Raw genomic sequence first — 20,583 nt, 5'->3', positions numbered from 1 at the left:
AGACATGCGTATAGTAATAAGTCCATACGCAAACGTTGAACTAAGCGAAAGGGAAGTGAACACTTCACCCAACCCTACAGTAGCGCTCCATAGTTTAACAATATAATAGACTATGGCAGTGTTGTTCCTTTCGAATACAACCCCAGCGAGAGTGCTTGATCATCAGCTCTCACTTCGGCGACAGCGCCTTTTGTTGTCGTTCATTGGCATCACCCCAACGACAAGGACTTTTCGCAGTCGCGCCTCTACATCAAAAGCAAAATCATCTACTACTTAGAACATACAAAGTAAAAGAATGTTCTTGCTTTTGCATTAGGTGGCCGCCATTGTACTTATCAAGCTATCAAATGCAACATGAAAGTTGCTACAAAAATGTTAAGAACCTTTAATCTCTTCCTTGCTATAACAAAGTGTAGTTTGAGATGAGCTGAGTCGCGAGTCACTTTGCCACCAGACTGAATAGCATGCGATAAATTGAACCTGTCAACTTGATGGTCAGGATTGGGATATCCCAAATAACTTTGGCTATATTACGATAAAGTAATTCAGCTGCTATATGTGGTACTTATAAAGTTTATGACCGAAACTTGGATAATATAACGCCGACGTTCATGGCTAGCGTGCTAGAACAATATGCAACAACGTCCAAACATTCACTCTTTTCTGCGTAGTGCGTACCAATTTGGGGCAATTAACTCAAATTATTTTTTAACGATAAAATGTTTTTGGTATTTACCTGTCGCCTATTATCAGAATTTTGTAAGAATTATTATTTTTCTGTTCGCTAATCGGAAGAAAATATTGTCAATTGTTTAATTGAAGTTTATTATTAATCGGAACCTAATAAAAATCTCATGGGAATTGTCATGTCTGAATTAACTAAAACTCTGCTTAATATTCGTAGCCTACGTGCATTTGCTCGTGAACTTACACTTGAGCAACTAGAAGAAGCACTAGAAAAACTGACAACTGTCGTTGCTGAGAGACAAGAAGCCGAAGCAGAAGAAAAAGCAGCCAAAGAAGCCCGCGAAGCGAAACTAACCGAGTACGCACAAATGATCGCTCAAGACGGCATTGACGTTGAAGATCTAATTGCAGCTCTATCTGGCGAAACTAAAGGCAAAACAAAAAGCAAACGCGCTCCTCGTCCAGCAAAATATAAGTACGTTGATGCAAGCGGCGAAGAAAAAACCTGGACTGGTCAAGGCCGTACACCATCAGCAATCCAATCAGCTCTTGATGCAGGTAAATCGCTAGAAGATTTTGAAATCTAATATCGTTTTATTCGATATATCTAATTTATAAAAAAAGCGCCTTATCGGCGCTTTTTTATTATCTTTCCCAATACGCCTCTTCCAGGCTGTCTTCTCGCTCTGGCAATCCTCTCGACAATCGAGGTGAATGTTGAACTAATACTTCGTAACTGGCACGGTTTGAATACTTACAGACTTGCGAGAATGAAGAATAGGTCAAGAACTGGTGCTGGTGCTTACTTGAGTTAGGTACATTCTCTTTGTGATACTTGTTCGCAGCCATGTCATGCAGCAGCGCCGACAATGCCGCATCACCCGCACCATTGGTGTTTTTAATCTTTTCAGGCCCACCCATATAAGGTGCAATATGTGAGTATACTTTAACGGGCTCTTCGCACGCTGCTTTAATTGCAGGACGACTGAATTCAAAACGATTAAATTCAGCAATGCACCCTGGTAATAGTGGCAACGATGTTTCTCTTTTCGCCGAGTCTTCAGTATATCCTGCCATATAAAGGCCAATCGGGCCGGCCGTGCAGAGAACCAAATCCACCCAATCCAACGCCTTATCTGATGCTGCCAACGGATCTTTTTCGCCGGTCAGTGCTTCTGCTTCATCTTCATTCATTGCCACGACAGAGACATGTTGTTGCAAAAAGTCTTGCCAATACTCAGGGTCATCCTGAATAACAAAACGTGTTCCCAACGTTAATACAACAGGCACATCATATTTCTTGGCATATTCAATGGCCTGCATTGTTGCTTCTGGCATAGGGTCACCATCTTTACAACGCACTAAATACGCAGTCAAAACCAATGCTGACGCTTTTTTAAAGATCTTTTCAGGAATACTATCTGCGCGAAGTTGGTTCATCTGACCTTCACTAATAGCGAACGTCCTTTCACCATCTTCCGTAATAAGCGTAAAACAACGACCAATTGCACCTTCAACGCCCTGAAGATAGTTCAAATCCATACGACTTGATGTATTACATAGATAGCGGTAGCCGTAGCTGCCAATTCGAATATCAGCGCTCATAACACCTAATAATACCGATTTGTCATCCGCAAGAACTGAAAAGTTATGCAGCGTATTACCAATCGTGCCCCCTGCAAATTCATTGGTGATCAGATCGTTGGATTTTAATTCGCAGTACAAAGCTTCTGCCGCCTGATCGTCAATAACTAATGAATGACCTTTACTCAGGCCAAACTTTTCTATCACACTGCTATCGACTCTGGCCTCAATATCGACCAAGGTCTGGTCAATACCGATAATATGAGTTCGCGACATTTTTTTGCTGGTCTGAGACTGACTGACCAGGAGGTCACGTTCATGAACGGGAAAGTAGTGCTTAGATTTTCTTTGGCCTGGGAATTTCATAAGGTCATCTTCATAAGGGGAATTATGGAGCGGCAATTCTAACTCTGTATAGTTTACCTCGGCAACATAGGCAAACTTAGCAAACGATTACGTATTAATTTTTTTGTCATGACACTTGTTTTTCTACTCTTTAGGACAAAGATAGCCTTGCTGACACAGTGAACTGATACCTAATTGCAAGTTTCAGATTCACTGAAGTAGAAAGTGTGATTTAGTTCGCGGAACTGTATTGCTTGTTTCGTTTCTGCTAGAATCTGCGTCCAATTAACATAGGTGGTATTTAAACATGTCTGATAACAGCCAAAAGAAAGTGATCGTCGGTATGTCCGGCGGTGTAGATTCCTCTGTTTCTGCCTATCTTCTGAAACAGCAAGGCTACCAGGTAGAAGGCCTGTTCATGAAGAACTGGGAAGAAGATGATAACGAGGAATACTGTACTGCAGCGGAAGATCTAGCCGATGCACAAGCCGTTTGTGACAAGCTAGGTATCCATCTACATACGATTAACTTTGCGGCTGAATACTGGGACAACGTTTTTGAATACTTCCTGGCGGAATATAAAGCAGGCCGTACACCAAACCCTGACATCCTTTGTAACAAAGAAATTAAGTTCAAAGCTTTTCTCGAATTTGCGGACGAAGTGCTCGAGGCCGATTACATCGCTATGGGTCATTACGTAAGTCGTACCTTCCCTGAAAATGGTGAAAAGCCGCAGATGTTGCGTGGTCTGGACAGCAACAAAGATCAGAGCTACTTCCTTTATACACTTAGCCATGAGCAAATTGCACGCAGCTTATTTCCTGTAGGCGAACTGGAAAAACCGGAAGTGCGCCGCATTGCTGAAGAGCAAGGTCTGATTACCGCAAAGAAAAAAGACTCGACAGGTATCTGTTTTATCGGTGAGCGCAAATTTACTGACTTCTTGTCTCGCTATTTACCTGCACAACCGGGTAAAATTGAAACGCCGGAAGGGAAAGTAATCGGTGAGCATCAAGGTCTTATGTATCACACTCTGGGCCAACGTAAAGGTCTGCATATCGGTGGTCAAAAAGGCGGTGGCGGCAACGAAGACCCATGGTATGTTGCTGAAAAAGATCTTAAGCGCAATGTACTTATTGCGGTACAAGGCGCTGATCATCCATTACTAAAATCCAACGGCCTGCGTGCATCTCAATTACATTGGGTTAACCGTGAAACTATTACGGAACCAATGCAATGCACGGTGAAAACTCGTTATCGTCAACAGGATATTCCTTGTACTATCATTCCTATGGACGAAAACAATATTAAAGTAATTTTTGATGAGCCTCAGGTAGCCGTAACACCGGGACAATCTGCTGTATTCTACAGTGGAAATGTCTGTCTGGGTGGCGGAATCATCGAAGAACGCATCTAATTACTTCCAGTTTATTATCTTAGGAGAACTACGTGGCTAATACACTTTATGACCGTACTATAGCATTTGCAGGGATTTGTCAGGCCGTTGCACTTGTTCAACGAGTTGCTAAAGATGGTTACTGTGATTCAGACGCGTTCGAAACTTCTATCAAGGCGATTACCAACATGAACCCATCAAGTACTCTTGATGTATTCGGTTCAGAGTCCGATCTGAAAATCGGGCTCGAATGTTTGGTGAAAGGGATTGATAGCACACCAAGCGGTAGCGAAATTACCCGCTATATCATTAGCCTGATGGCGCTTGAGCGTAAGCTAAACAGCCGCAATGACGCGATGGCTCAACTGGGAGACCGACTGCAAATGGTCAGTCGTCAGCTAGAACACTACGAACTGCTCGACGAACAGATGATCAGCAATCTGGCGAGTGTCTATCTGGATGTTATCAGTCCAATTGGTCCTCGTATTCAGGTCACAGGCACCCCTGCGGTTCTTCAACAAACGGCCACGCAACAAAAAGTACGTGCTCTTCTGCTGTCTGGTATTCGCAGTGCGGTGTTGTGGCGTCAGGTCGGCGGCAAGCGACGTCATTTGGTCTTCGGACGCAAGAAAATGATCGAGCAAGCGCAAATCCTATTAGCTCGAATGTAATCCCGGCTCGCGTCTTATCGCGAGCTCATTTTTTATACCAAAACAACTTTAACGCAAACGTTTGCGCAATATTCGTGACAAATGCGATTGTTATTGGTATAAAGCTCACGAAATTTAGAAACTCAATTCAGGAGAACATCATGGAACTGTCAGCATTGACTGCTGTTTCACCAGTAGACGGCCGTTACGGAAGTAAGACAACTGCACTTCGCAGCATCTTTAGTGAGTTTGGCCTACTAAAGTACCGCTCTATCGTTGAAATTCGTTGGTTGCAAAAGCTTGCAGCGACGGATGCAATCAAAGAAGTTCCAGCATTCAGTGCAGAAGCTAACCAGTTTCTTGATGAACTAGCGGCTAACTTCAGCGAAGAAGACGCTGCTCGTATTAAAGAGATCGAGCGTACGACCAACCACGATGTTAAAGCGGTTGAGTACTTCCTAAAAGAGAAAGTGGCAGACGTACCTGAGCTTCACGCTGTCAACGAGTTCATCCACTTCGCTTGTACCTCTGAAGACATCAACAACACGTCTCACGCACTAATGCTTAAAGAAGCGCGTGACACAGTTGTTCTTCCTGAAATCCGTAACATCATTGACGCTATCAGCAAACTAGCTGAAGAGTACCGTGATATTCCACTACTTTCTCGTACGCACGGCCAGCCAGCTTCTCCTACTACAATGGGTAAAGAGATGGCAAACGTTGCTTACCGTATGGAACGTCAATACAAACAAATCGAGTCTGTAGAAATCCTAGGTAAGATCAACGGCGCAGTAGGTAACTACAACGCTCACCTTTCTGCATACCCTGAGCTAGACTGGCACAAGTTCAGCGAAGAGTTCATCACTGAATCTCTTGGCGTAACTTGGAACCCATACACAACACAGATCGAACCGCACGATTACATCGCCGAATTGTTTGACGCTATCGCGCGTTTCAACACCATTCTAATCGATTTCGACCGTGACGTTTGGGGTTACATCGCTCTTGGCCACTTCAAGCAGAAGACAATCGCTGGCGAAATCGGTTCTTCAACCATGCCTCACAAAGTTAACCCAATCGACTTTGAAAACTCAGAAGGTAACCTAGGTCTGGCAAACGCGGTATTTGCACACCTAGCGCAAAAACTGCCTATCTCTCGCTGGCAGCGTGACCTGACTGACTCAACAGTACTACGTAACCTGGGTGTTGGCTGTGGTTATGCAATCATTGCGTACACGTCTACGCTTAAAGGTATCAGCAAGCTAGAAGTAAACCGTGAAGCGCTTCTTGCTGAGTTAGACAAAAACTGGGAAGTATTGGCAGAGCCTGTACAAACAGTCATGCGTCGTTACGGCATCGAGAAGCCATACGAGAAACTGAAAGAGCTAACTCGTGGCAAGCGTGTTGACGGTGAAGCGATGCGTAACTTCATCGACGGCCTAGAGCTTCCAGAAGAAGAGAAAGCACGTCTAAAACAAATGACGCCAGCTAACTACATCGGTCAGGCAATTGAGCTAACTGACAAGCTGTAATTACGGCACAAATTAGAAGGGCTGCCCGTCATGGCAGCCCTTTTTGTATATCGCGATCTACAACCCTAATTACTGCTTTTGAAAAAAGATTGTGATGGTGGCCACCTCAACCCCCAGCTTCTTGATACTGGTAAGGTTAAACAAGTGCCTGTCATCCTGTCTGTAAAGCCAGTCGTCAAAGGCAACCGTGTAGCGGCTACCATCCACCTCTAGCTCGAAATCGTACTGCCACTGAAGTGCGTTACCAACCACGTTACCGGTTGCGACTCCAATGATGTCGTCAGCCACACCCTGATAGGAGCCATCCTCCAATTTCTGTATGGTCCAAATTCTCTGGTCAATTTCACCATCATCAAACAAAAAATCTTCAACCAGCGTCAGCTGCTCATCCTCGACGCTCCCTTTAATTTTGACTTCAAACCGTCGGGTCTGTTTGTTCGAATAATCTTGTACCATGCCCCACGCGACAACTTCTCCGTCGAAGTATTGGTAAAGGTCAAAATCAGGCGTACTGTTTTTGTAGTCTGCCAGATCTGCACTGCACGCTGTTAACCAAATGGCGATACAGGCTACTAACCAGCGAACTGTTCTCATTTATTCATCCCTATCAATTGTGCTCTAAGTTTTGGGTACTGACTGTTGCGTCCAAGCCAGATCGACAAGAATCCGTCGTTCAAAGCTTCATCATCAACACGGCCAACCTGCTTGAGGACATCGTTTCCGCCCTGAAAGTAAAACTGCCCACTCTCACCATCAGTCACGTAGATAAGTTGCTCACCGGGAGCCACACTCGGAAAAATATCATAGAGCTGAGCGATCCAACTGGAACGGGTGGGTCTATCTACCCCCATTTTCTGCCACTGATCTAAGGTAGCTTCTAACAGTTGCTCCCGACTGATGTCTCTCTGGTAGCGAATACGCAAAGCTACCGGGTGCGGTGTAACATCGTCTGACTGGCTGTAGGTACCACTCGGAGCCAAAAGCTCAGATCGGTATATGTCGAAAAACAACCAGGAAAGCTGGGCTTCACCCACCACCTGCCAATGGCCCCAGTTCTCGAGGTTAGCGGGCCGGTCTGAGGTTGCCGCCACACCGGTAGAGAGCAAAGACGCAATAAACGCTGCCAACAATTTTTTAAGGTTCATGACTCACAGTTCTCCTGCTTGGTCTTTCCATGCGCACAACAAGAAGCACAATTAAGACCCACTCGGCACACAAAATTGCCAGAGTCGCAGGTAATGAATATCCCAGAGTTACAGCACCAATTTTGAAACCGGCAAAATAACTGAGAGCACCTGCCACTCCACCAATCACTGATACGAGTAAAACAGGGTAATGAGTCAGAAATTTTGCCAAAAAAAGTGCATACCAGGCAAAAATCCCCCAAAGAGCCAGCAGCCATACTGGTAGAAAAACAACATCAAATATCAGAAGATTAGACGCGACATTCACACTGTCTATGCCTAATCCTATCAGCAGCAAAAGAATTAACTTGGTCATACTGAACGCTAACGGCCGGTAAGTCAGCACAATAGTCGCCAGCGTTATCGAAACAGCAAGCCATTGAAAACGTTCCTGTCCCAATACCGACAACAGCCAGATACATTGAAACCAGGAACTGATGAGTACAAGTTGCCAACCCTTTTTCATAAAACAACTCCCCCACATGCTCTCACTTAATGGTTAGAGGCCACGCTGAAACGTAAGATGAACCGTACTGATACTTTGCGCCCGAAAGCCGCCTTCGCAGTAACAAAAATAGTAGCGCCACATGCGAATGAAACGCTCGTCATAACCCAGCGCCTTTACCTTCTCTAAGGACAATTCGAATCGTTGCCGCCAGTCAACCAGTGTTCTTGCGTAGTCCGCCCCTATGTCGAATAAATCCCTCACCACCAGATCGGTATTTTGGGTAGCATGGGAGGTAAGTGCGGTGATTGATGGTAAGAAACCACCTGGAAAAATGTACTTCTGGATAAAGTCCACGTTATCGGCATAGTAATCGTAGCGTTGGTCAGCGATGGTGATTGCCTGTATGGCCATCAGCCCTCTTGGCTTCAGAAGTGACTGGCATTTTTTGAGGTAAGAGACTAAAAACTGCTTACCCACAGCTTCTATCATTTCTATCGACACCAGTTTGTCATATTGTCCTTCTAATAGGCGATAATCCTGCTTGAGGAGCGTGATCTTATCGGTGAGCCCTGCGCGCTCGACTTGCTCTGCCGCATATTGATATTGTTCGTCAGATATCGTCGTGGTGGTAACATGACACCCATACTGTTTCGCCATGTATATGGCCATTCCACCCCAGCCAGTCCCAATCTCCATTACCTGATCCGTTGACTTGAGCTTAAGCTGTTGACACAAACGTTCCATTTTATTGATTTGCGCTTGTTCTAGCGTATCGGCAGGAGTGGCATAAATGCCTGATGAATAGAGCATTCTTTCATCAAGGAAGGTTTCGTACAGATCATTGCCCAAGTCGTAGTGTGCCTGAATATTTTCTCTGGATTGAGCCAGCGTGTTACGGTTTACCCAATGCCCCAACTTATAGAGAATGCGCGTCAACAAACTGGATTTGTCTTCTATCGAGTCAAGCGCCGCCATGTTAATTGCCATTAGCTCCATCAGAGCCGACAGGTCCGGACTGTCCCACCAGCCATCCATGTAGGCTTCGCCCGCAGCAATGCTGCCGCCCTGCAGTAATCGTCGATAAAACTCAGGGTGTTTGACCTCAATGATGGCACTAGGCTCCCCTTTAGTAGGTTTACCAAACCGTTCTCCAACCTGTTTGCCAACGCCACCACTTTGCGCAAAACTCTCTATAACGGTCAGGCACCCTATCTCCAGCTTGTAAAGGCAGTTGAATGCAATACCCTTTGCGGTTTTTTGTAATCCATTTAAGGATTTGGGCGCCTCAAGAGTTGTTGTATTTAACATGGTGAATTCCCCCTAATGCTTCGACTTTGTATGCTGCGAAAATTCGTTCTGTGAAGTTTTGTCCTCAGGAGGACGATTTTGAAAGTCAGAATTGTTCGGATGGTCATAAACGGGTGTCCCCTTAATCCACAGTTTCAAGGCATGCCAATAGATCCCTATCACCACTTTTATGGTCATTATTGGGGTACGCACTAACTGGGATAACAAATGCTTGGTGGTAAAGGCTTGCGCTTTCATTGAGACGGTAGCGTCAAAGACCTTAGAGCTTGAGTGACATGCTAAATGGACAAAAAAACGCTGACTCAGTGGTTTTAATTTCCACCGATATTCCTGATCCAATGGGTTAAATGGGGAGACATGAAACGCTTTGGCATGCGACCAGTTTTCATTGTTGTTGCCTTGCTCAGCACTCACCGCGTAATAGTGTCGCTCGTTCCAAGGTGTATTACTGACCTCAGCCAAAAGATATCGCCACTGATCATCGCTATCGTATAAATAGTAAAAATTAACCGGACTAAAATAGAGCCCCAGATAACGTAAGTGACATACCGCCACCACTCGACCCTCAATAGTCTCGCCTGTCAGCTCTCGTACCTTTTGCTGGACCGCACATTTCAGACTACCTTCTCCCAGATAATCTTCACGGCGAAATCTGGCCCAATGCCACCAGCGATTGCCAAACCCCCAAACACGCTGTTGCAGCAGTTCCAGCTCATCTAAATCGATAGCTGGCATAAACAGTGGATAAGCTAAATGATGCGTCGTTGGCGAATAACGCCTGTGGTCAACCTGCCCAACCATCAATTGACTATGAGTGACCATCACGCCGCTCCTTTAATCGAGGTAGCTTTAATCGAGGTAGCTTTAATCGAGGTAGCTTTAATCGAGGTAGGTTGTGTGTTGCCAATGGCCTTAATTCCCTTAACCACATCCAGTGCACTTTTCACTCCATCTTCATGGAAACCGTTGTACCAATACGCTCCGCAGAACCAGGTGTTGTTTTTCCCCCACAACTCTTTTCTTCGTGCCTGAGCCTGAATACTCTCTGTTGTGAAAACAGGGTGGCTGTAATTGAACGTTCTCAATACCTTATCTTTCGCTATCTTAGCCGACGAGTTAAGAGAGACACAGAACGTCGTCATAGAGTCGATATGTTGTAGTATGTTCATATCGTAGGTTAACGTAGGCAACCGACTCTGTTCTTCTTCAGTTCCATCAAGCGCATAATTCCAGGAAGCCCAAGCCGCTCTACTTTCTGGTAGCAAAGACTCATCACAATGCAGTACCACTTCATTATCCTGATACTGCATAGCCCCCAACACTTCCCGCTCACAGACCGTCGGCTCATTAAGCATCTGCAACGCCTGGTCGCTGTGGCAGGCAAAAATAACCTGATCAAAGCGTTCACTCTCACCCTTCGACGTTATCATCACGCCTGCAGAGTCTCTCTTGACTGAGGTCACGGGCGAATTGAGTCGGATATTCTGAGCAAAACCCTCAGTAAGCGGTTCGATGTAAGCTCGAGAGCCACCCTCTATGACATACCATTGGGGCCTGTCCACCACATCCAGCAAGCCATGATTCAAGAAAAATCGGAGGAAAAACCGCAAGGGGAAGGCTCGCATGTCAGCCAGTGTTGAAGACCAAATTGCAGCGCCCATAGGCAAGATATAATTTTGAACAAAATAGTCTGAAAACTCATTCTCTGATAAGAAAGCACCCAGAGTCTGGGAATCAAATGTTTGTTGAGCGTGTTGAGCAGCCTGTTTCGCCAGTTTATTAAATCTCAGAATTTCAAATATAAAACGATAGAACTGTGGATTAAGCAGGTTCCGTTTTTGAGCAAACAGAGTGGATATGGTGTGTCCATTGTATTCCAAACCATTTTCCGCATTCTTGACACTAAAGCTCATCTGAGTAGCAATGCCTCTCACCCCCACCTCGTTCATCATTTTGATAAAGTTGGGATAAGTCCTGTCGTTATATACGATAAAGCCCGTATCCACTGAGTAAAGCTTACCCTCAACCTCCACATCCACCGTCGCTGTGTGGCCGCCGATATAGTCATTGGCTTCGAACAGTGTCACATCATGCTCTTTGTGCAGATGATAGCCACAGGTGAGCCCGGATATTCCTGTACCGATGATCGCAATTTTCATTCTTTTCATCCTTTAAATATGACTAATTAGCAATTAAGCGGCTGACCAACCAGGTCTGCCAGCGGAAGGGAAACAACGAAATAATCCGAAACAAGGAGGTGAAGCGTTTCGGAAAATAGATAGAGGATTGCTGTTTATCGATGCCTTTTCTGATAGCTACCGAAGCGTCCTCGGTGGTGACTATCATCGGCATATCAAAGTCGTTCTTATCGGTAAGCGGAGTTTTCACAAATCCCGGGAATACACAAGACACCTTGACACCTCTTGGTTTCCAATCCAGTTGTAACGTGCGTGCCAGATAAGTAATCGCGGCCTTTGATGCACCGTACGCTTCTGCTCTTGGCAGCGCCACCTCTCCCGCAATGGAACTGACAATGACCACATGGTGAGCCTGACCCAGGTGGCTTTGAATCGCTTCAAGCACGTTGGCGGTACCAACAACATTCACCTGCATCACCCGCTCAATCAGCGCTGCATCAATAACACCGTCGTCAATATACTCACAATCGCCAGCATTGATGACCCAGAGAGTGGGCAGCGGAGAGAGGTCCGCTAAGGTGTCACGCACCTGACCCCGCTCTGTTACGTCGAAACTAAGTGGGACAATGTTTTCACTTAAAGTCTGAAGATAAGCCAGTCTCTCTGCTGAGCGCCCACAGGCATACACACGAATACCTTGGGCTGCGTAGTCCAGAGCAAGTTGTCTCCCAATACCCGACGATGCGCCAGTAATCAGAATCGATTGATGACGTGTTTCCATTACTTGCCCAACCTCTGTTTGATGTTTTTGATAACAACACCCAGCAATGGAATGTTCTCGTAAAGCATCTCACCGAGATCAAAGTAGTCACGATGGTAAATGACTTGATGATCGGCAAACTGAATATGACTCACCCCATTGACGCTCACGACCTCCCCACCATTTAATTTGGGGTGCTCCAAAGTCATCGTCCAGGTGAGAAAACCGTTATTTTCTACCTGTTGATGATGACGAATGTCGAATTCACATTTAATGACGTTGCTGTACAGAGCGTCAAAGTAGGCGGACAATTGTTGCCAGCCTTCGAGGCGGTGGGCAGAATCTTCAAACACAACGTCCTCATGGTACAACCCCTCAAGCAGGTGTAGATTGTGCTTGTTGAGCTTTTGATAAACCTCGCTAACCGCTTCAATGTTCATAATAATCCTTATTCAGTTATACAAGATTATAGTCTGTACAGCGTTGTACAAACTGACTGTTGTACAAGATGTACTCAGTAGCATTTTTTGTATAACTATTACGGCAGGAGGATTTGAAAGGATCAAAAAAAAAGCCTGGAAGATTTTCCAGGCTTTTTAATAAGTTCTAGTCGTTAGTATTGTTCGCTACGCAGAGCATTAATGCGTTTTTCTAACGGTGGGTGGCTCATAAGCAACTCAGTCAGAGAGCGCTTTCCATTGATGCCAAATGCCATCATAGAGCCTTCGAGTTGAGATTCCTGACTCATTTTCAGGCGCTCTAAAGCGGCAATCATTTTCTGTTTACCCACTAAACTCGCCGCGCCAGCGTCTGCGTGGAACTCCCGATGACGGCTGTACCACATCGTAATGAAACTTGCCAGGAAGCCAAAGACAAGTTCCAATACCATTGACACACCAAAGTACACCATCATATTAGTACCGCCCTCACCCTCTTCATCAGAGTTGTTGGACGCCACGATGTTTGCAATAAAGCGAGACAGGAAAATTACGAATGTATTCACCACGCCCTGCATTAGTGTCATTGTGACCATGTCACCATTAGCAATATGACTGACCTCATGGGCAAGTACCGCTTCGGCTTCATCACGGGTCATATTGTGAAGCAACCCTGTCGACACCGCGACCAGAGAATCATCACGCTTTGCCCCCGTAGCAAATGCGTTAATATCGGGCGAGTCATAGATAGCCACGGTAGGCATACCGATACCCGCTTGTTGAGACTGACGACTGACGGTCTCCAACAGCCAGTGCTCAGTTTCATTACGAGGGCTTTCAATCACCATCCCACCAACAGAGCGCAACGCCATTTTCTTGGACATCAGCAAAGAGATGAACGCCCCACCAAAACCAAAGACAGCGGCCATAACAAGCAAGCCAGAAAGACTGCCGGGTTGCATGCCCGTCACTGCGTAGACAATGTTAAGGACAACACTTAACACCAGGACCACAGCAAGGTTAGTTGCTAAGAAGAGTAACACTCGCTTCATTCACATTTCTCCAAATTAAGAAGCTTTATTATGACGAAACTGCCGATTGTTTTTTTGATGGCTAAAGTTTGACATTCAAACTTTGAGATCCATGTGGCATTTTTCGATTTCACTATATACATATAGTCTAAGATTTAGAAAACAAGGTTAAGCATTAAATTGAAACAATTAGTTAATATCTTGATTACTTCATAAAGTATAAGCTCATGAAATACAAAACAACTACAAATTACACACCAGGTATGAATAAAAATGCACATTGACAAATCTGAGTCGGGCGATTAAATCTTAAATTCTGGCCTTAGACTTTGGTCGTATTGTGACGGAGAAAGCGACGCGATAAAGTCCAGTGAAGTTAACAAGCCCATGTCGAAAAGGAACATACCATGGTTGAGAACAACAACTTTCAGATGGCAATTGACTTATTATGCTGCCACTTAGGAATCAGCGAAGACGAGGCGCGAGAGCAGTTAGGCATCAGCGACAAGAGTGATGTGGATATCCATATTATGGAAACCCAATCTGCACTCATGGGCCTCAGCGACGATAAATAACGCTCATTCAAGATCAAAAAGGGCTGTCTCTAGACAGCCCTTTGCTTTTATGCCTGAGACAGAAGCTCAACATTAATGTATTTGCCCAGATCTCGCTTCTTACAGCCGGGAACATAAGGAATTTCGCCTACTTTCGGCGCATCAATGTTATTTTCCAGCATTTCAATGATCTCTGCGTAGTGTTCAACGCCAGGATTCACACGGTTTGCCACCCAACCTACCAGCTCCAAACCGTCAGCTTTGATGACCTCAGCCGTCAACATAGCATGACTCAAACAGCCGAGTTTAATTCCGACCACCAGAACGACGGGCAATTTCTCTTGTTTCACCCAGCTAGACAGACAATCATCTTTAGACACAGGAACTCGCCAACCTCCGGCACCCTCAACCAACACAAAATCGCTGTTTTCTTTATGCTGTGCTAATACCGTTGACAACTTGTCGTATTCTACCGTTACATTGTCTGCCAATGCCGCAATGTGAGGAGAGGCTGGAAGTGATAACGCATAAGGGTTCACTAAGTCATAATCAACTTCCTGATTGGCAGCAGCTTGCAAATGCAGTGCATCCGAGTTTCGCCAACCTTGTGCCGTTTTTTCACTACCGGCCGCCACTGGTTTATAACCAATGGTCTTTTTCCCCTGTGCACCAACCGCACTTAATATCGCTTTTGATACAACGGTTTTCCCAACTTCAGTATCCGTACCGGCAATAAATAGTGCTTTCATCATAATGCAACTGACCCTAAACAAATTTGATAACTCGCGGGGAGCAACCCGTCTTGGTTTGCGTATTTTTGATATTCCATTTCAAGCATTCTAAGTGCACGTTTGCCCGTGAACCCCTTAGAACGTCCTTCTACGTGATTGGCTCCAATGCCTTTTAAATCCTTCATCAAACCAAGTGCGGTGCCATACCACATAACAATTTCAGGCAAGTCTAGTTGATGGTTCAGACATCCAGATTGCGCTAACGCAATTTTTACCTGATTGAGCGAGGTAAAGTTGTTTACATGTTGATATGCATCAATTTTACTCCAGGCCTGTTTCAGCTCCCTTAGCGACCCATCCACCAACGACGAGAAGACAATAGCACCGCCCGGCTTGGTCACTCTTTTCATTTCACGCAATGGCACCGCCAAGTCCTCACACCATTGCAAAGCCAGACTTGACACCACATAGTCAAACGCTCTGGAGCCAAAAGGTAAACGTTCGGCATCGGCCAACTGATAACTGACCTTTTCCGTGCCACAACGGCGCCTCGCTACTTGCAGCATGTCAGAAGAAATGTCGGCACATACCACACTCGCTCCTCGCGCCAGAAGTTGCTGTGCACAATAGCCCGTCCCACACCCCAGATCGAGTACAGTCAGACCTGACAGGTTCTGTGGCAGCTTTGCCAGGACTTTATCTGCAACCTTTCGCTGAAGCTCTGCATGCTGATCGTAGCACTCTGCAGCTCTGCCAAAAGCAGCAGAAATCGCCTGCTTACTCACAACGACATCATTCAAGTTCGCTAAGACTTCTGACATTTAGCTTTCCTCCGTGAAACGTTTTAACTGAGAAGCGAGTGCCAACACATCACTCCTTTGGTGAGATGCGGACAGTGTAATGCGCAGTCGTGCGCTACCATCAGGAACCGTTGGGGGGCGGATTGCCGTTGTCCAAATGCCCTTTTGCTTGAGTCGATGACACAGCGCCTGAACTTTGCTCGTCTCCCCCAAGATCCACGGCTTAATAGGCGTCGCAGTTGTTACATGAGCACTCAACGCACCAAGTGACTCATCATAAACTGACGCCAGCTCATTTAATTTGTCACGACGCCAGTGTTGAGTCTTTATCATGTTTAGCGCTTTACTCAATGCGTAAGCATGAGCGGCTGAGAAAGCGGTAGAATAGATATAATGACGAGCAAACTGGGTCAGGTAATTGGCCAAATCTTTAGAGCAAAGTACCGCCGCACCATTAAGACCAAAAGCTTTTCCGAAGGTAACTATCAATATATCGGGTTTATATTGAGATATCCCGGATACGCCAGCGCCATCTTTGCCAATAACGCCGACCCCATGAGCATCATCGATCATTGACATCGTTCCGGATGCACCACAGACAGCAAGAAATTCGTCAACATCTGACTGATCACCATCCATACTGAACACGCTTTCTGTCACCGCCAATACCGGTACATTCGATTTAATCAACGATTGAAGGTGTTTGAGATCATTGTGGCGAAAGCGGCGCATATCCGCATCACACAAACTCCCCGCCTCCATTAACGAAGCGTGATTAAGGCGATCCTGCAATAGCAGATCACCTTTGTGCATCAACGAAAAGAGCACGGCCTGATTGGCGGAGAAGCCCGATGAAAAGAACAGTGCATCTTCAAAACCCAGCCACTCTGTCAGCTCTGACTTTAACGATTCATGCTGCGCGGAATATCCGGTCACCAATGGCGAAGCACCACTGCCCACACCAAAAAGACTGATCCCTGTTTGATAGGCATCTTTCAATTCGTCGCTAGATGCTAAGCCGAGGTAGTCATTGGACGAGAAGTTCACAAACTGCTCCTCGCCTTTTTGAAACGTCGACCGATTTCCATTTTCCAGTATGTGTACAGAACGCAACAATTCGCTTTGTTGTCTCGCCAGCAACGCCGCAGAAACTCGCTCGTTAAACCGTTGCGTCATAGAACAGATCATCTTGGCTTGGTCGAGCGGCTACCCGTGTCGCAACCTGATCAAGTAATTCATTTTCCTGAATTTCATCCGGCTTTTGCGACGTTTCCTCACGGTTGATTCCCAATTTCTTAAACAGTTGCAAATCCGTATCTTCATCCGGATTTGGCGTAGTCAGCAGCTTACAACCATAGAAAATCGAGTTCGCACCTGCCATGAAACAAAGAGCTTGCATCTGTTCATTCATATTCTCACGTCCCGCGGATAAACGAACGGCTGACTCAGGCATCATAATACGCGCAATCGCAATAAGGCGAATAAAGTCGAACGGATCGACGTCATCCACTTCCTCCAGAGGTGTCCCTTTGACCTTGACCAACATATTGATTGGCACGCTTTCAGGCTGAACCGGTAAGTTGGCCAGTTCCATGAGCAACCCAGCGCGGTCATTGGCGCTTTCGCCCATACCAATGATCCCGCCCGAGCAGATTTTCATGCCCGCATCGCGAACATGGCTCAATGTATCAAGTCGATCCTGATAAGTGCGGGTGGTAATAATGTTCCCATAGAACTCAGGAGAGGTATCTAAATTGTGGTTGTAGTAGTCCAAACCGGCTTCCGCAAGATGACTCGCTTGATCCGGCGTTAACATCCCCAAAGTCATGCACGTCTCCAGTCCCATTCCTTTGACACCTTTGATCATGTCGGTGAGCAATGGCATATCACGCTCTTTTGGATTCTTCCAGGCTGCCCCCATACAGAAACGCGTTGAACCAGCATCCTTCGCTTTCTTCGCAGCATCCAACACTCGTTCAACTTCCATCAATCGCTCAGACTCAACATCTGTTTTATAGCGTGCGCTCTGTGGACAGTACTTACAATCTTCAGGGCACGCGCCTGTCTTGATTGAGAGTAACGTGCTTACTTGAACATGGTTGTGTTGCTGATGTTTGCGGTGCACTAGTTGCGCTTCAAACAATAAATCCATGAAGGGTTTGTTCATCAACTCTTGCACTTCGGCATGGGTCCAGTTGTGTCGTACTTCCACTGATTAATCCTTTGCTCACTTTATAATTAGTCTTGGCTAGTGTACCGACAAGCAGTACACTGTCAACACCGACCACAAACACAAGTTTACACTTGGTTATTTTTTAATCAGAGCATCTTCATGGATTTAGAGTTTGATCGAAAACATATCTGGCACCCTTACACCTCGACCATCAACCCACTGCATTGCTATCCGGTGACTGAGGCTAATGGGGTCTATCTTAAACTGAAGGACGGGCCTGAAATTGTTGATGGCATGTCTTCATGGTGGTCGGCGATTCACGGCTACAACCACCCAACACTCAATACCGCTTTACGCGAACAGAGTGAGAAAATGTCCCATGTGATGTTTGGTGGTATTACTCATCAGCCTGCTATTGATGTCTGTAAGCGCCTTTTACAACTTACCCCCAGTAATCTTGAACAGATATTTCTGGCCGACTCAGGCTCCGTTGCTGTTGAGGTCAGTTTAAAAATGGCATTACAGTACTGGCATGCAAAAGGTCAGAGTAGGCCGAAATTTCTTACTCTGCGTCACGGTTATCATGGCGATACGTTTGCCGCCATGTCAGTGACGGATCCGAACAACTCAATGCACAGCCTGTACAAAGGCTTTTTACCCGAGCATATCTTTGCGGACTCCCCAAGCGTGGGCTTCTGGGAACAATGGGATGAGAGTGACGTAGACGATTTCAGTTCGAAAATGGCCCAGCATCACTCAGACATTGCCGCGGTTATTCTGGAGCCGATAGTACAAGGGGCCGGTGGGATGAGGCTATACCATCCGACCTTCCTTAAAAGGGTCAGGGAGCTGTGTGATCACTATGGCGTATTGCTGATCGCAGATGAAATCGCGACTGGTTTCGGACGTACTGGCAAACTATTTGCGTGTGAGCATGCCGATATCCAACCCGACATTATGTGTGTAGGAAAAGCCCTGACTGGGGGGTACATGACTTTGGCAGCCACATTGACCACTAAGCACGTTGCGGATACGGTATGTGGCGGAGAAGCGGGATGCTTTATGCACGGCCCCACCTTTATGGGTAACCCGCTTGCCTGCGCGGTAGCATCGGCAAGTTTGGATCTCATTGCCGATGGTCATTGGCAGCAACAGGTTGCCAATATAGAAATGCTTTTTGCCGAGTTATTGCCGACGTTAGGTGACCACCAGCAAGTAGAAAATGTACGCTGGCTTGGTGCCATTGGTGTGGTTGAAACCAAGACGCCCGTGAACATGGAAGTCATCCAGAAACACTTTGTTGATCATGGCGTGTGGATTCGTCCTTTTGGCAAACTCATCTATATGATGCCACCCTACATTAGCCAACCAGAGCATATACAACAATTGGTCAGCTCGATTTCCAGTGCACTCGACAAACCCGAGTGCTTTGTTAAAAGCTAAAAAAAGGTCCTAGGCCATAGAGCCTAGGACCTGAGTCCTTTCTTACTGGTTACGCTTTAATGCAGCGTATTAACCGATGTGTGTCGCGCCACCCATGTACTTCTGAAGTGCCGTAGGAATTGCGATGCGGCCATCTGCCTCTTGGTTGTTCTCAAGGATGGCAACCATAGTACGGCCAACTGCCAGACCAGAACCGTTTAGAGTATGCACTAGTTCAGGTTTCTTCTCACCTTTACGGCGGAAACGCGCTTGCATACGACGAGCCTGGAAGTCCCACATGTTTGAGCAAGAAGAAATCTCACGGTACGTCTCCTGCGCTGGTACCCAGACTTCAAGATCGTAAGTCTTACGAGCACCAAAGCCCATATCGCCAGTACACAGTACGACTTTACGGTACGGTAGCTCAAGTAGCTGAAGTACTTTTTCAGCGTGACCTGTCAGTTCTTCTAGCGCATCCATTGAATCTTCTGGTTTCGTGATTTGAACCAGTTCCACTTTGTCGAACTGGTGCATACGAATCAGACCGCGAGTATCACGACCATAAGAACCTGCTTCAGAACGGAAACACGGAGTATGCGCTGTCATCTTAAGTGGCAAGTCCGCCTCTTCAGAGATGGTGTCACGCACCAGATTCGTTACCGGCACTTCTGCCGTCGGGATAAGAGACAGTTTACGTGGCTCTTCATCACTGGCTTTTTCCGTCAGAGGTTCAGTATGGAAAAGGTCTTTACCAAACTTCGGTAGCTGACCAGTACCGAACAGGCTATCCGCATTCACCAGATAAGGAACATACATTTCCGTATAGCCATGCTCTTCGGTGTGAAGGTCTAGCATGAACTGAGCAATGGCACGGTGAAGACGAGCAAATTGACCTTTCATTACGATGAAACGCGCACCTGTGATCTTAGTCGCGCTTGCGAAATCAAGACCGTCGCCCATTTCGCCAAGATCCACGTGGTCTTTCACTTCGAAGTTGTAAGACTTAGGCTCACCCCAACGTGAAATTTCAACGTTATCGTTCTCATCTTTACCTTGAGGAACGTCATCCGCAGGCAAGTTAGGAACGGATAGTGTGATATCTTCAAGTTGAGCCATTACCGTCGTTAGCTCTTCTTTCTTCGCTTCAAGATCGCTACCTAGTGTACCGATCTGCTTTTTGATCTCTTCAGCGCCTTCTTTGTCGCCTGCAGCCATCTTTTGGCCGATCTGCTTAGAAATGGAGTTACGCGTGGATTGTAAATTCTCAACTTCTACTTGAATGGACTTACGTTGTTCTTCAAGTTTACGGATAGTTTCTACGTCTAGCTTAAAGCCACGACGCGCTAATTTTTCAGCTGTATCATCCAGCTCTGTACGAAGTAATTTAGAATCCAGCATTGCCA

Annotated in this window: 21 protein-coding genes and 1 riboswitch; of the genes, 6 read left to right on the top strand and 15 right to left on the bottom strand. The window is 46.1% G+C overall.

The window, feature by feature from the left end; translation table 11 throughout:
- Positions 1-72 precede the first annotated feature (72 nt).
- Positions 73-256, bottom strand: a riboswitch (Lysine riboswitch).
- 610 nt (positions 257-866) lie between these two features.
- Positions 867-1,274 (top strand): H-NS family histone-like protein, encoded by a 408-nt coding sequence (locus C4S60_RS13895; RefSeq protein WP_103880962.1) that lies wholly within the window; start codon positions 867-869, stop codon positions 1,272-1,274.
- Positions 1,275-1,332: 58 nt separating this feature from the next.
- Here the strand turns inward: C4S60_RS13895 and C4S60_RS13890 are convergent, their stop codons facing one another.
- On the bottom strand, positions 1,333-2,637 hold the full coding sequence (locus C4S60_RS13890) for an inosine/guanosine kinase (RefSeq protein WP_103880961.1): 1,305 nt from the start codon (positions 2,635-2,637) through the stop codon (positions 1,333-1,335).
- A 286-nt stretch (positions 2,638-2,923) separates the two neighbouring features.
- Here C4S60_RS13890 and mnmA point away from each other — a divergent pair, with 286 nt between their 5' ends.
- The 3 genes from mnmA to purB all read left to right on the top strand — a co-directional run bounded on the left by mnmA (position 2,924) and on the right by purB (position 6,194).
- The gene (gene mnmA / locus C4S60_RS13885; protein ID WP_103880960.1) at positions 2,924-4,033 is read left to right on the top strand and encodes a tRNA 2-thiouridine(34) synthase MnmA; all 1,110 of its coding nucleotides are present in this window, start codon (positions 2,924-2,926) and stop codon (positions 4,031-4,033) included.
- A gap of 32 nt (positions 4,034-4,065) precedes the next feature.
- The gene (hflD, locus tag C4S60_RS13880) at positions 4,066-4,683 is read left to right on the top strand and encodes a high frequency lysogenization protein HflD (protein WP_103880959.1); all 618 of its coding nucleotides are present in this window, start codon (positions 4,066-4,068) and stop codon (positions 4,681-4,683) included.
- 140 nt (positions 4,684-4,823) lie between these two features.
- Positions 4,824-6,194, top strand: a complete 1,371-nt coding sequence (gene purB, locus C4S60_RS13875) for an adenylosuccinate lyase (RefSeq protein WP_103880958.1) — start codon at positions 4,824-4,826, stop codon at positions 6,192-6,194.
- A 69-nt stretch (positions 6,195-6,263) separates the two neighbouring features.
- On the opposite strand, the gene C4S60_RS13870 is transcribed toward purB, so the two are convergent.
- From C4S60_RS13870 to htpX, 9 genes are all read right to left on the bottom strand, one after another.
- Entirely contained in the window at positions 6,264-6,788 is a 525-nt protein-coding gene (locus tag C4S60_RS13870) for a DUF3833 domain-containing protein (protein WP_103880957.1), read from the bottom strand.
- Complete coding sequence (locus C4S60_RS13865; RefSeq protein ID WP_425275134.1) at positions 6,785-7,300, bottom strand: chalcone isomerase family protein; 516 nt, start codon at positions 7,298-7,300, stop codon at positions 6,785-6,787. Before C4S60_RS13865 ends, C4S60_RS13870 begins: the two co-directional genes overlap by 4 nt.
- A 28-nt stretch (positions 7,301-7,328) precedes the next feature.
- Positions 7,329-7,844, bottom strand: a complete 516-nt coding sequence (locus C4S60_RS13860) for a DUF2878 domain-containing protein (protein ID WP_160111366.1) — start codon at positions 7,842-7,844, stop codon at positions 7,329-7,331.
- A 33-nt stretch (positions 7,845-7,877) separates the two neighbouring features.
- Complete coding sequence (locus C4S60_RS13855) at positions 7,878-9,134, bottom strand: SAM-dependent methyltransferase (RefSeq protein ID WP_103880954.1); 1,257 nt, start codon at positions 9,132-9,134, stop codon at positions 7,878-7,880.
- Positions 9,135-9,146: 12 nt separating this feature from the next.
- Positions 9,147-9,956 (bottom strand): DUF1365 domain-containing protein, encoded by an 810-nt coding sequence (locus C4S60_RS13850; RefSeq protein ID WP_103880953.1) that lies wholly within the window; start codon positions 9,954-9,956, stop codon positions 9,147-9,149.
- Positions 9,956-11,293, bottom strand: a complete 1,338-nt coding sequence (locus C4S60_RS13845; RefSeq protein ID WP_103880952.1) for an NAD(P)/FAD-dependent oxidoreductase — start codon at positions 11,291-11,293, stop codon at positions 9,956-9,958. Before C4S60_RS13845 ends, C4S60_RS13850 begins: the two co-directional genes overlap by 1 nt.
- 22 nt (positions 11,294-11,315) lie before the next feature.
- Entirely contained in the window at positions 11,316-12,053 is a 738-nt protein-coding gene (locus tag C4S60_RS13840; protein ID WP_103880951.1) for an SDR family NAD(P)-dependent oxidoreductase, read from the bottom strand.
- Entirely contained in the window at positions 12,053-12,472 is a 420-nt protein-coding gene (locus tag C4S60_RS13835; protein ID WP_103880950.1) for a nuclear transport factor 2 family protein, read from the bottom strand. Before C4S60_RS13835 ends, C4S60_RS13840 begins: the two co-directional genes overlap by 1 nt.
- Before the next feature lie 173 nt (positions 12,473-12,645).
- A complete protein-coding gene (gene htpX / locus C4S60_RS13830; RefSeq protein ID WP_103880949.1) occupies positions 12,646-13,521 on the bottom strand; it encodes a protease HtpX in 876 nt (291 codons plus the stop codon).
- A gap of 386 nt (positions 13,522-13,907) precedes the next feature.
- Between htpX and C4S60_RS23670 the strand changes: the two genes are divergently transcribed.
- A complete protein-coding gene (locus tag C4S60_RS23670; RefSeq protein ID WP_167390985.1) occupies positions 13,908-14,075 on the top strand; it encodes a hypothetical protein in 168 nt (55 codons plus the stop codon).
- A 47-nt stretch (positions 14,076-14,122) separates the two neighbouring features.
- Here C4S60_RS23670 and bioD read toward each other — a convergent pair whose 3' ends face one another.
- From bioD to bioB, 4 genes are read right to left on the bottom strand one after another with little or no spacing between them, the layout of a single operon-like run.
- Positions 14,123-14,806, bottom strand: coding sequence for a dethiobiotin synthase (gene bioD / locus C4S60_RS13825; protein WP_103880948.1), 684 nt, complete (start codon positions 14,804-14,806; stop codon positions 14,123-14,125).
- Complete coding sequence (gene bioC, locus C4S60_RS13820; RefSeq protein WP_103880947.1) at positions 14,803-15,606, bottom strand: malonyl-ACP O-methyltransferase BioC; 804 nt, start codon at positions 15,604-15,606, stop codon at positions 14,803-14,805. Before bioC ends, bioD begins: the two co-directional genes overlap by 4 nt.
- The gene (locus C4S60_RS13815) at positions 15,607-16,761 is read right to left on the bottom strand and encodes an 8-amino-7-oxononanoate synthase (RefSeq protein WP_103880946.1); all 1,155 of its coding nucleotides are present in this window, start codon (positions 16,759-16,761) and stop codon (positions 15,607-15,609) included.
- Positions 16,745-17,797, bottom strand: a complete 1,053-nt coding sequence (gene bioB, locus C4S60_RS13810) for a biotin synthase BioB (RefSeq protein ID WP_103880945.1) — start codon at positions 17,795-17,797, stop codon at positions 16,745-16,747. Before bioB ends, C4S60_RS13815 begins: the two co-directional genes overlap by 17 nt.
- 120 nt (positions 17,798-17,917) lie before the next feature.
- Between bioB and bioA the strand changes: the two genes are divergently transcribed.
- Positions 17,918-19,201, top strand: a complete 1,284-nt coding sequence (bioA, locus tag C4S60_RS13805; RefSeq protein ID WP_103880944.1) for an adenosylmethionine--8-amino-7-oxononanoate transaminase — start codon at positions 17,918-17,920, stop codon at positions 19,199-19,201.
- A gap of 69 nt (positions 19,202-19,270) precedes the next feature.
- On the opposite strand, the gene serS is transcribed toward bioA, so the two are convergent.
- Positions 19,271-20,578 (bottom strand): serine--tRNA ligase, encoded by a 1,308-nt coding sequence (gene serS / locus C4S60_RS13800; RefSeq protein ID WP_103880943.1) that lies wholly within the window; start codon positions 20,576-20,578, stop codon positions 19,271-19,273.
- Between the last annotated feature and the right edge of the window lie 5 nt (positions 20,579-20,583).

Origin of the sequence: Vibrio hangzhouensis (genome assembly GCF_900107935.1) — a bacterium.
Taxonomy (GTDB): Bacteria; Pseudomonadota; Gammaproteobacteria; order Enterobacterales; family Vibrionaceae; genus Vibrio; species Vibrio hangzhouensis.
This window is presented reverse-complemented; position numbering and strand designations above follow the sequence as displayed.

What these genes read in the sequence shown, in the direction of transcription:
- C4S60_RS13890 (WP_103880961.1), bottom strand. Translation starts at nt 2,637, where the DNA reads ATGAAATTCCCAGGCCAAAGAAAATCTAAGCACTACTTTCCCGTTCAT.
- bioD (WP_103880948.1), bottom strand. Translation starts at nt 14,806, where the DNA reads ATGATGAAAGCACTATTTATTGCCGGTACGGATACTGAAGTTGGGAAA.
- C4S60_RS13850 (WP_103880953.1), bottom strand. Translation starts at nt 9,956, where the DNA reads ATGGTCACTCATAGTCAATTGATGGTTGGGCAGGTTGACCACAGGCGT.
- purB (WP_103880958.1), top strand. Translation starts at nt 4,824, where the DNA reads ATGGAACTGTCAGCATTGACTGCTGTTTCACCAGTAGACGGCCGTTAC.
- C4S60_RS13855 (WP_103880954.1), bottom strand. Translation starts at nt 9,134, where the DNA reads ATGTTAAATACAACAACTCTTGAGGCGCCCAAATCCTTAAATGGATTA.
- C4S60_RS13840 (WP_103880951.1), bottom strand. Translation starts at nt 12,053, where the DNA reads ATGGAAACACGTCATCAATCGATTCTGATTACTGGCGCATCGTCGGGT.
- C4S60_RS23670 (WP_167390985.1), top strand. Translation starts at nt 13,908, where the DNA reads ATGGTTGAGAACAACAACTTTCAGATGGCAATTGACTTATTATGCTGC.
- bioA (WP_103880944.1), top strand. Translation starts at nt 17,918, where the DNA reads ATGGATTTAGAGTTTGATCGAAAACATATCTGGCACCCTTACACCTCG.
- htpX (WP_103880949.1), bottom strand. Translation starts at nt 13,521, where the DNA reads ATGAAGCGAGTGTTACTCTTCTTAGCAACTAACCTTGCTGTGGTCCTG.
- C4S60_RS13815 (WP_103880946.1), bottom strand. Translation starts at nt 16,761, where the DNA reads ATGACGCAACGGTTTAACGAGCGAGTTTCTGCGGCGTTGCTGGCGAGA.
- C4S60_RS13860 (WP_160111366.1), bottom strand. Translation starts at nt 7,844, where the DNA reads ATGAAAAAGGGTTGGCAACTTGTACTCATCAGTTCCTGGTTTCAATGT.
- bioC (WP_103880947.1), bottom strand. Translation starts at nt 15,606, where the DNA reads ATGTCAGAAGTCTTAGCGAACTTGAATGATGTCGTTGTGAGTAAGCAG.
- mnmA (WP_103880960.1), top strand. Translation starts at nt 2,924, where the DNA reads ATGTCTGATAACAGCCAAAAGAAAGTGATCGTCGGTATGTCCGGCGGT.
- C4S60_RS13845 (WP_103880952.1), bottom strand. Translation starts at nt 11,293, where the DNA reads ATGAAAATTGCGATCATCGGTACAGGAATATCCGGGCTCACCTGTGGC.
- C4S60_RS13835 (WP_103880950.1), bottom strand. Translation starts at nt 12,472, where the DNA reads ATGAACATTGAAGCGGTTAGCGAGGTTTATCAAAAGCTCAACAAGCAC.
- C4S60_RS13895 (WP_103880962.1), top strand. Translation starts at nt 867, where the DNA reads ATGTCTGAATTAACTAAAACTCTGCTTAATATTCGTAGCCTACGTGCA.
- C4S60_RS13870 (WP_103880957.1), bottom strand. Translation starts at nt 6,788, where the DNA reads ATGAGAACAGTTCGCTGGTTAGTAGCCTGTATCGCCATTTGGTTAACA.
- serS (WP_103880943.1), bottom strand. Translation starts at nt 20,578, where the DNA reads ATGCTGGATTCTAAATTACTTCGTACAGAGCTGGATGATACAGCTGAA.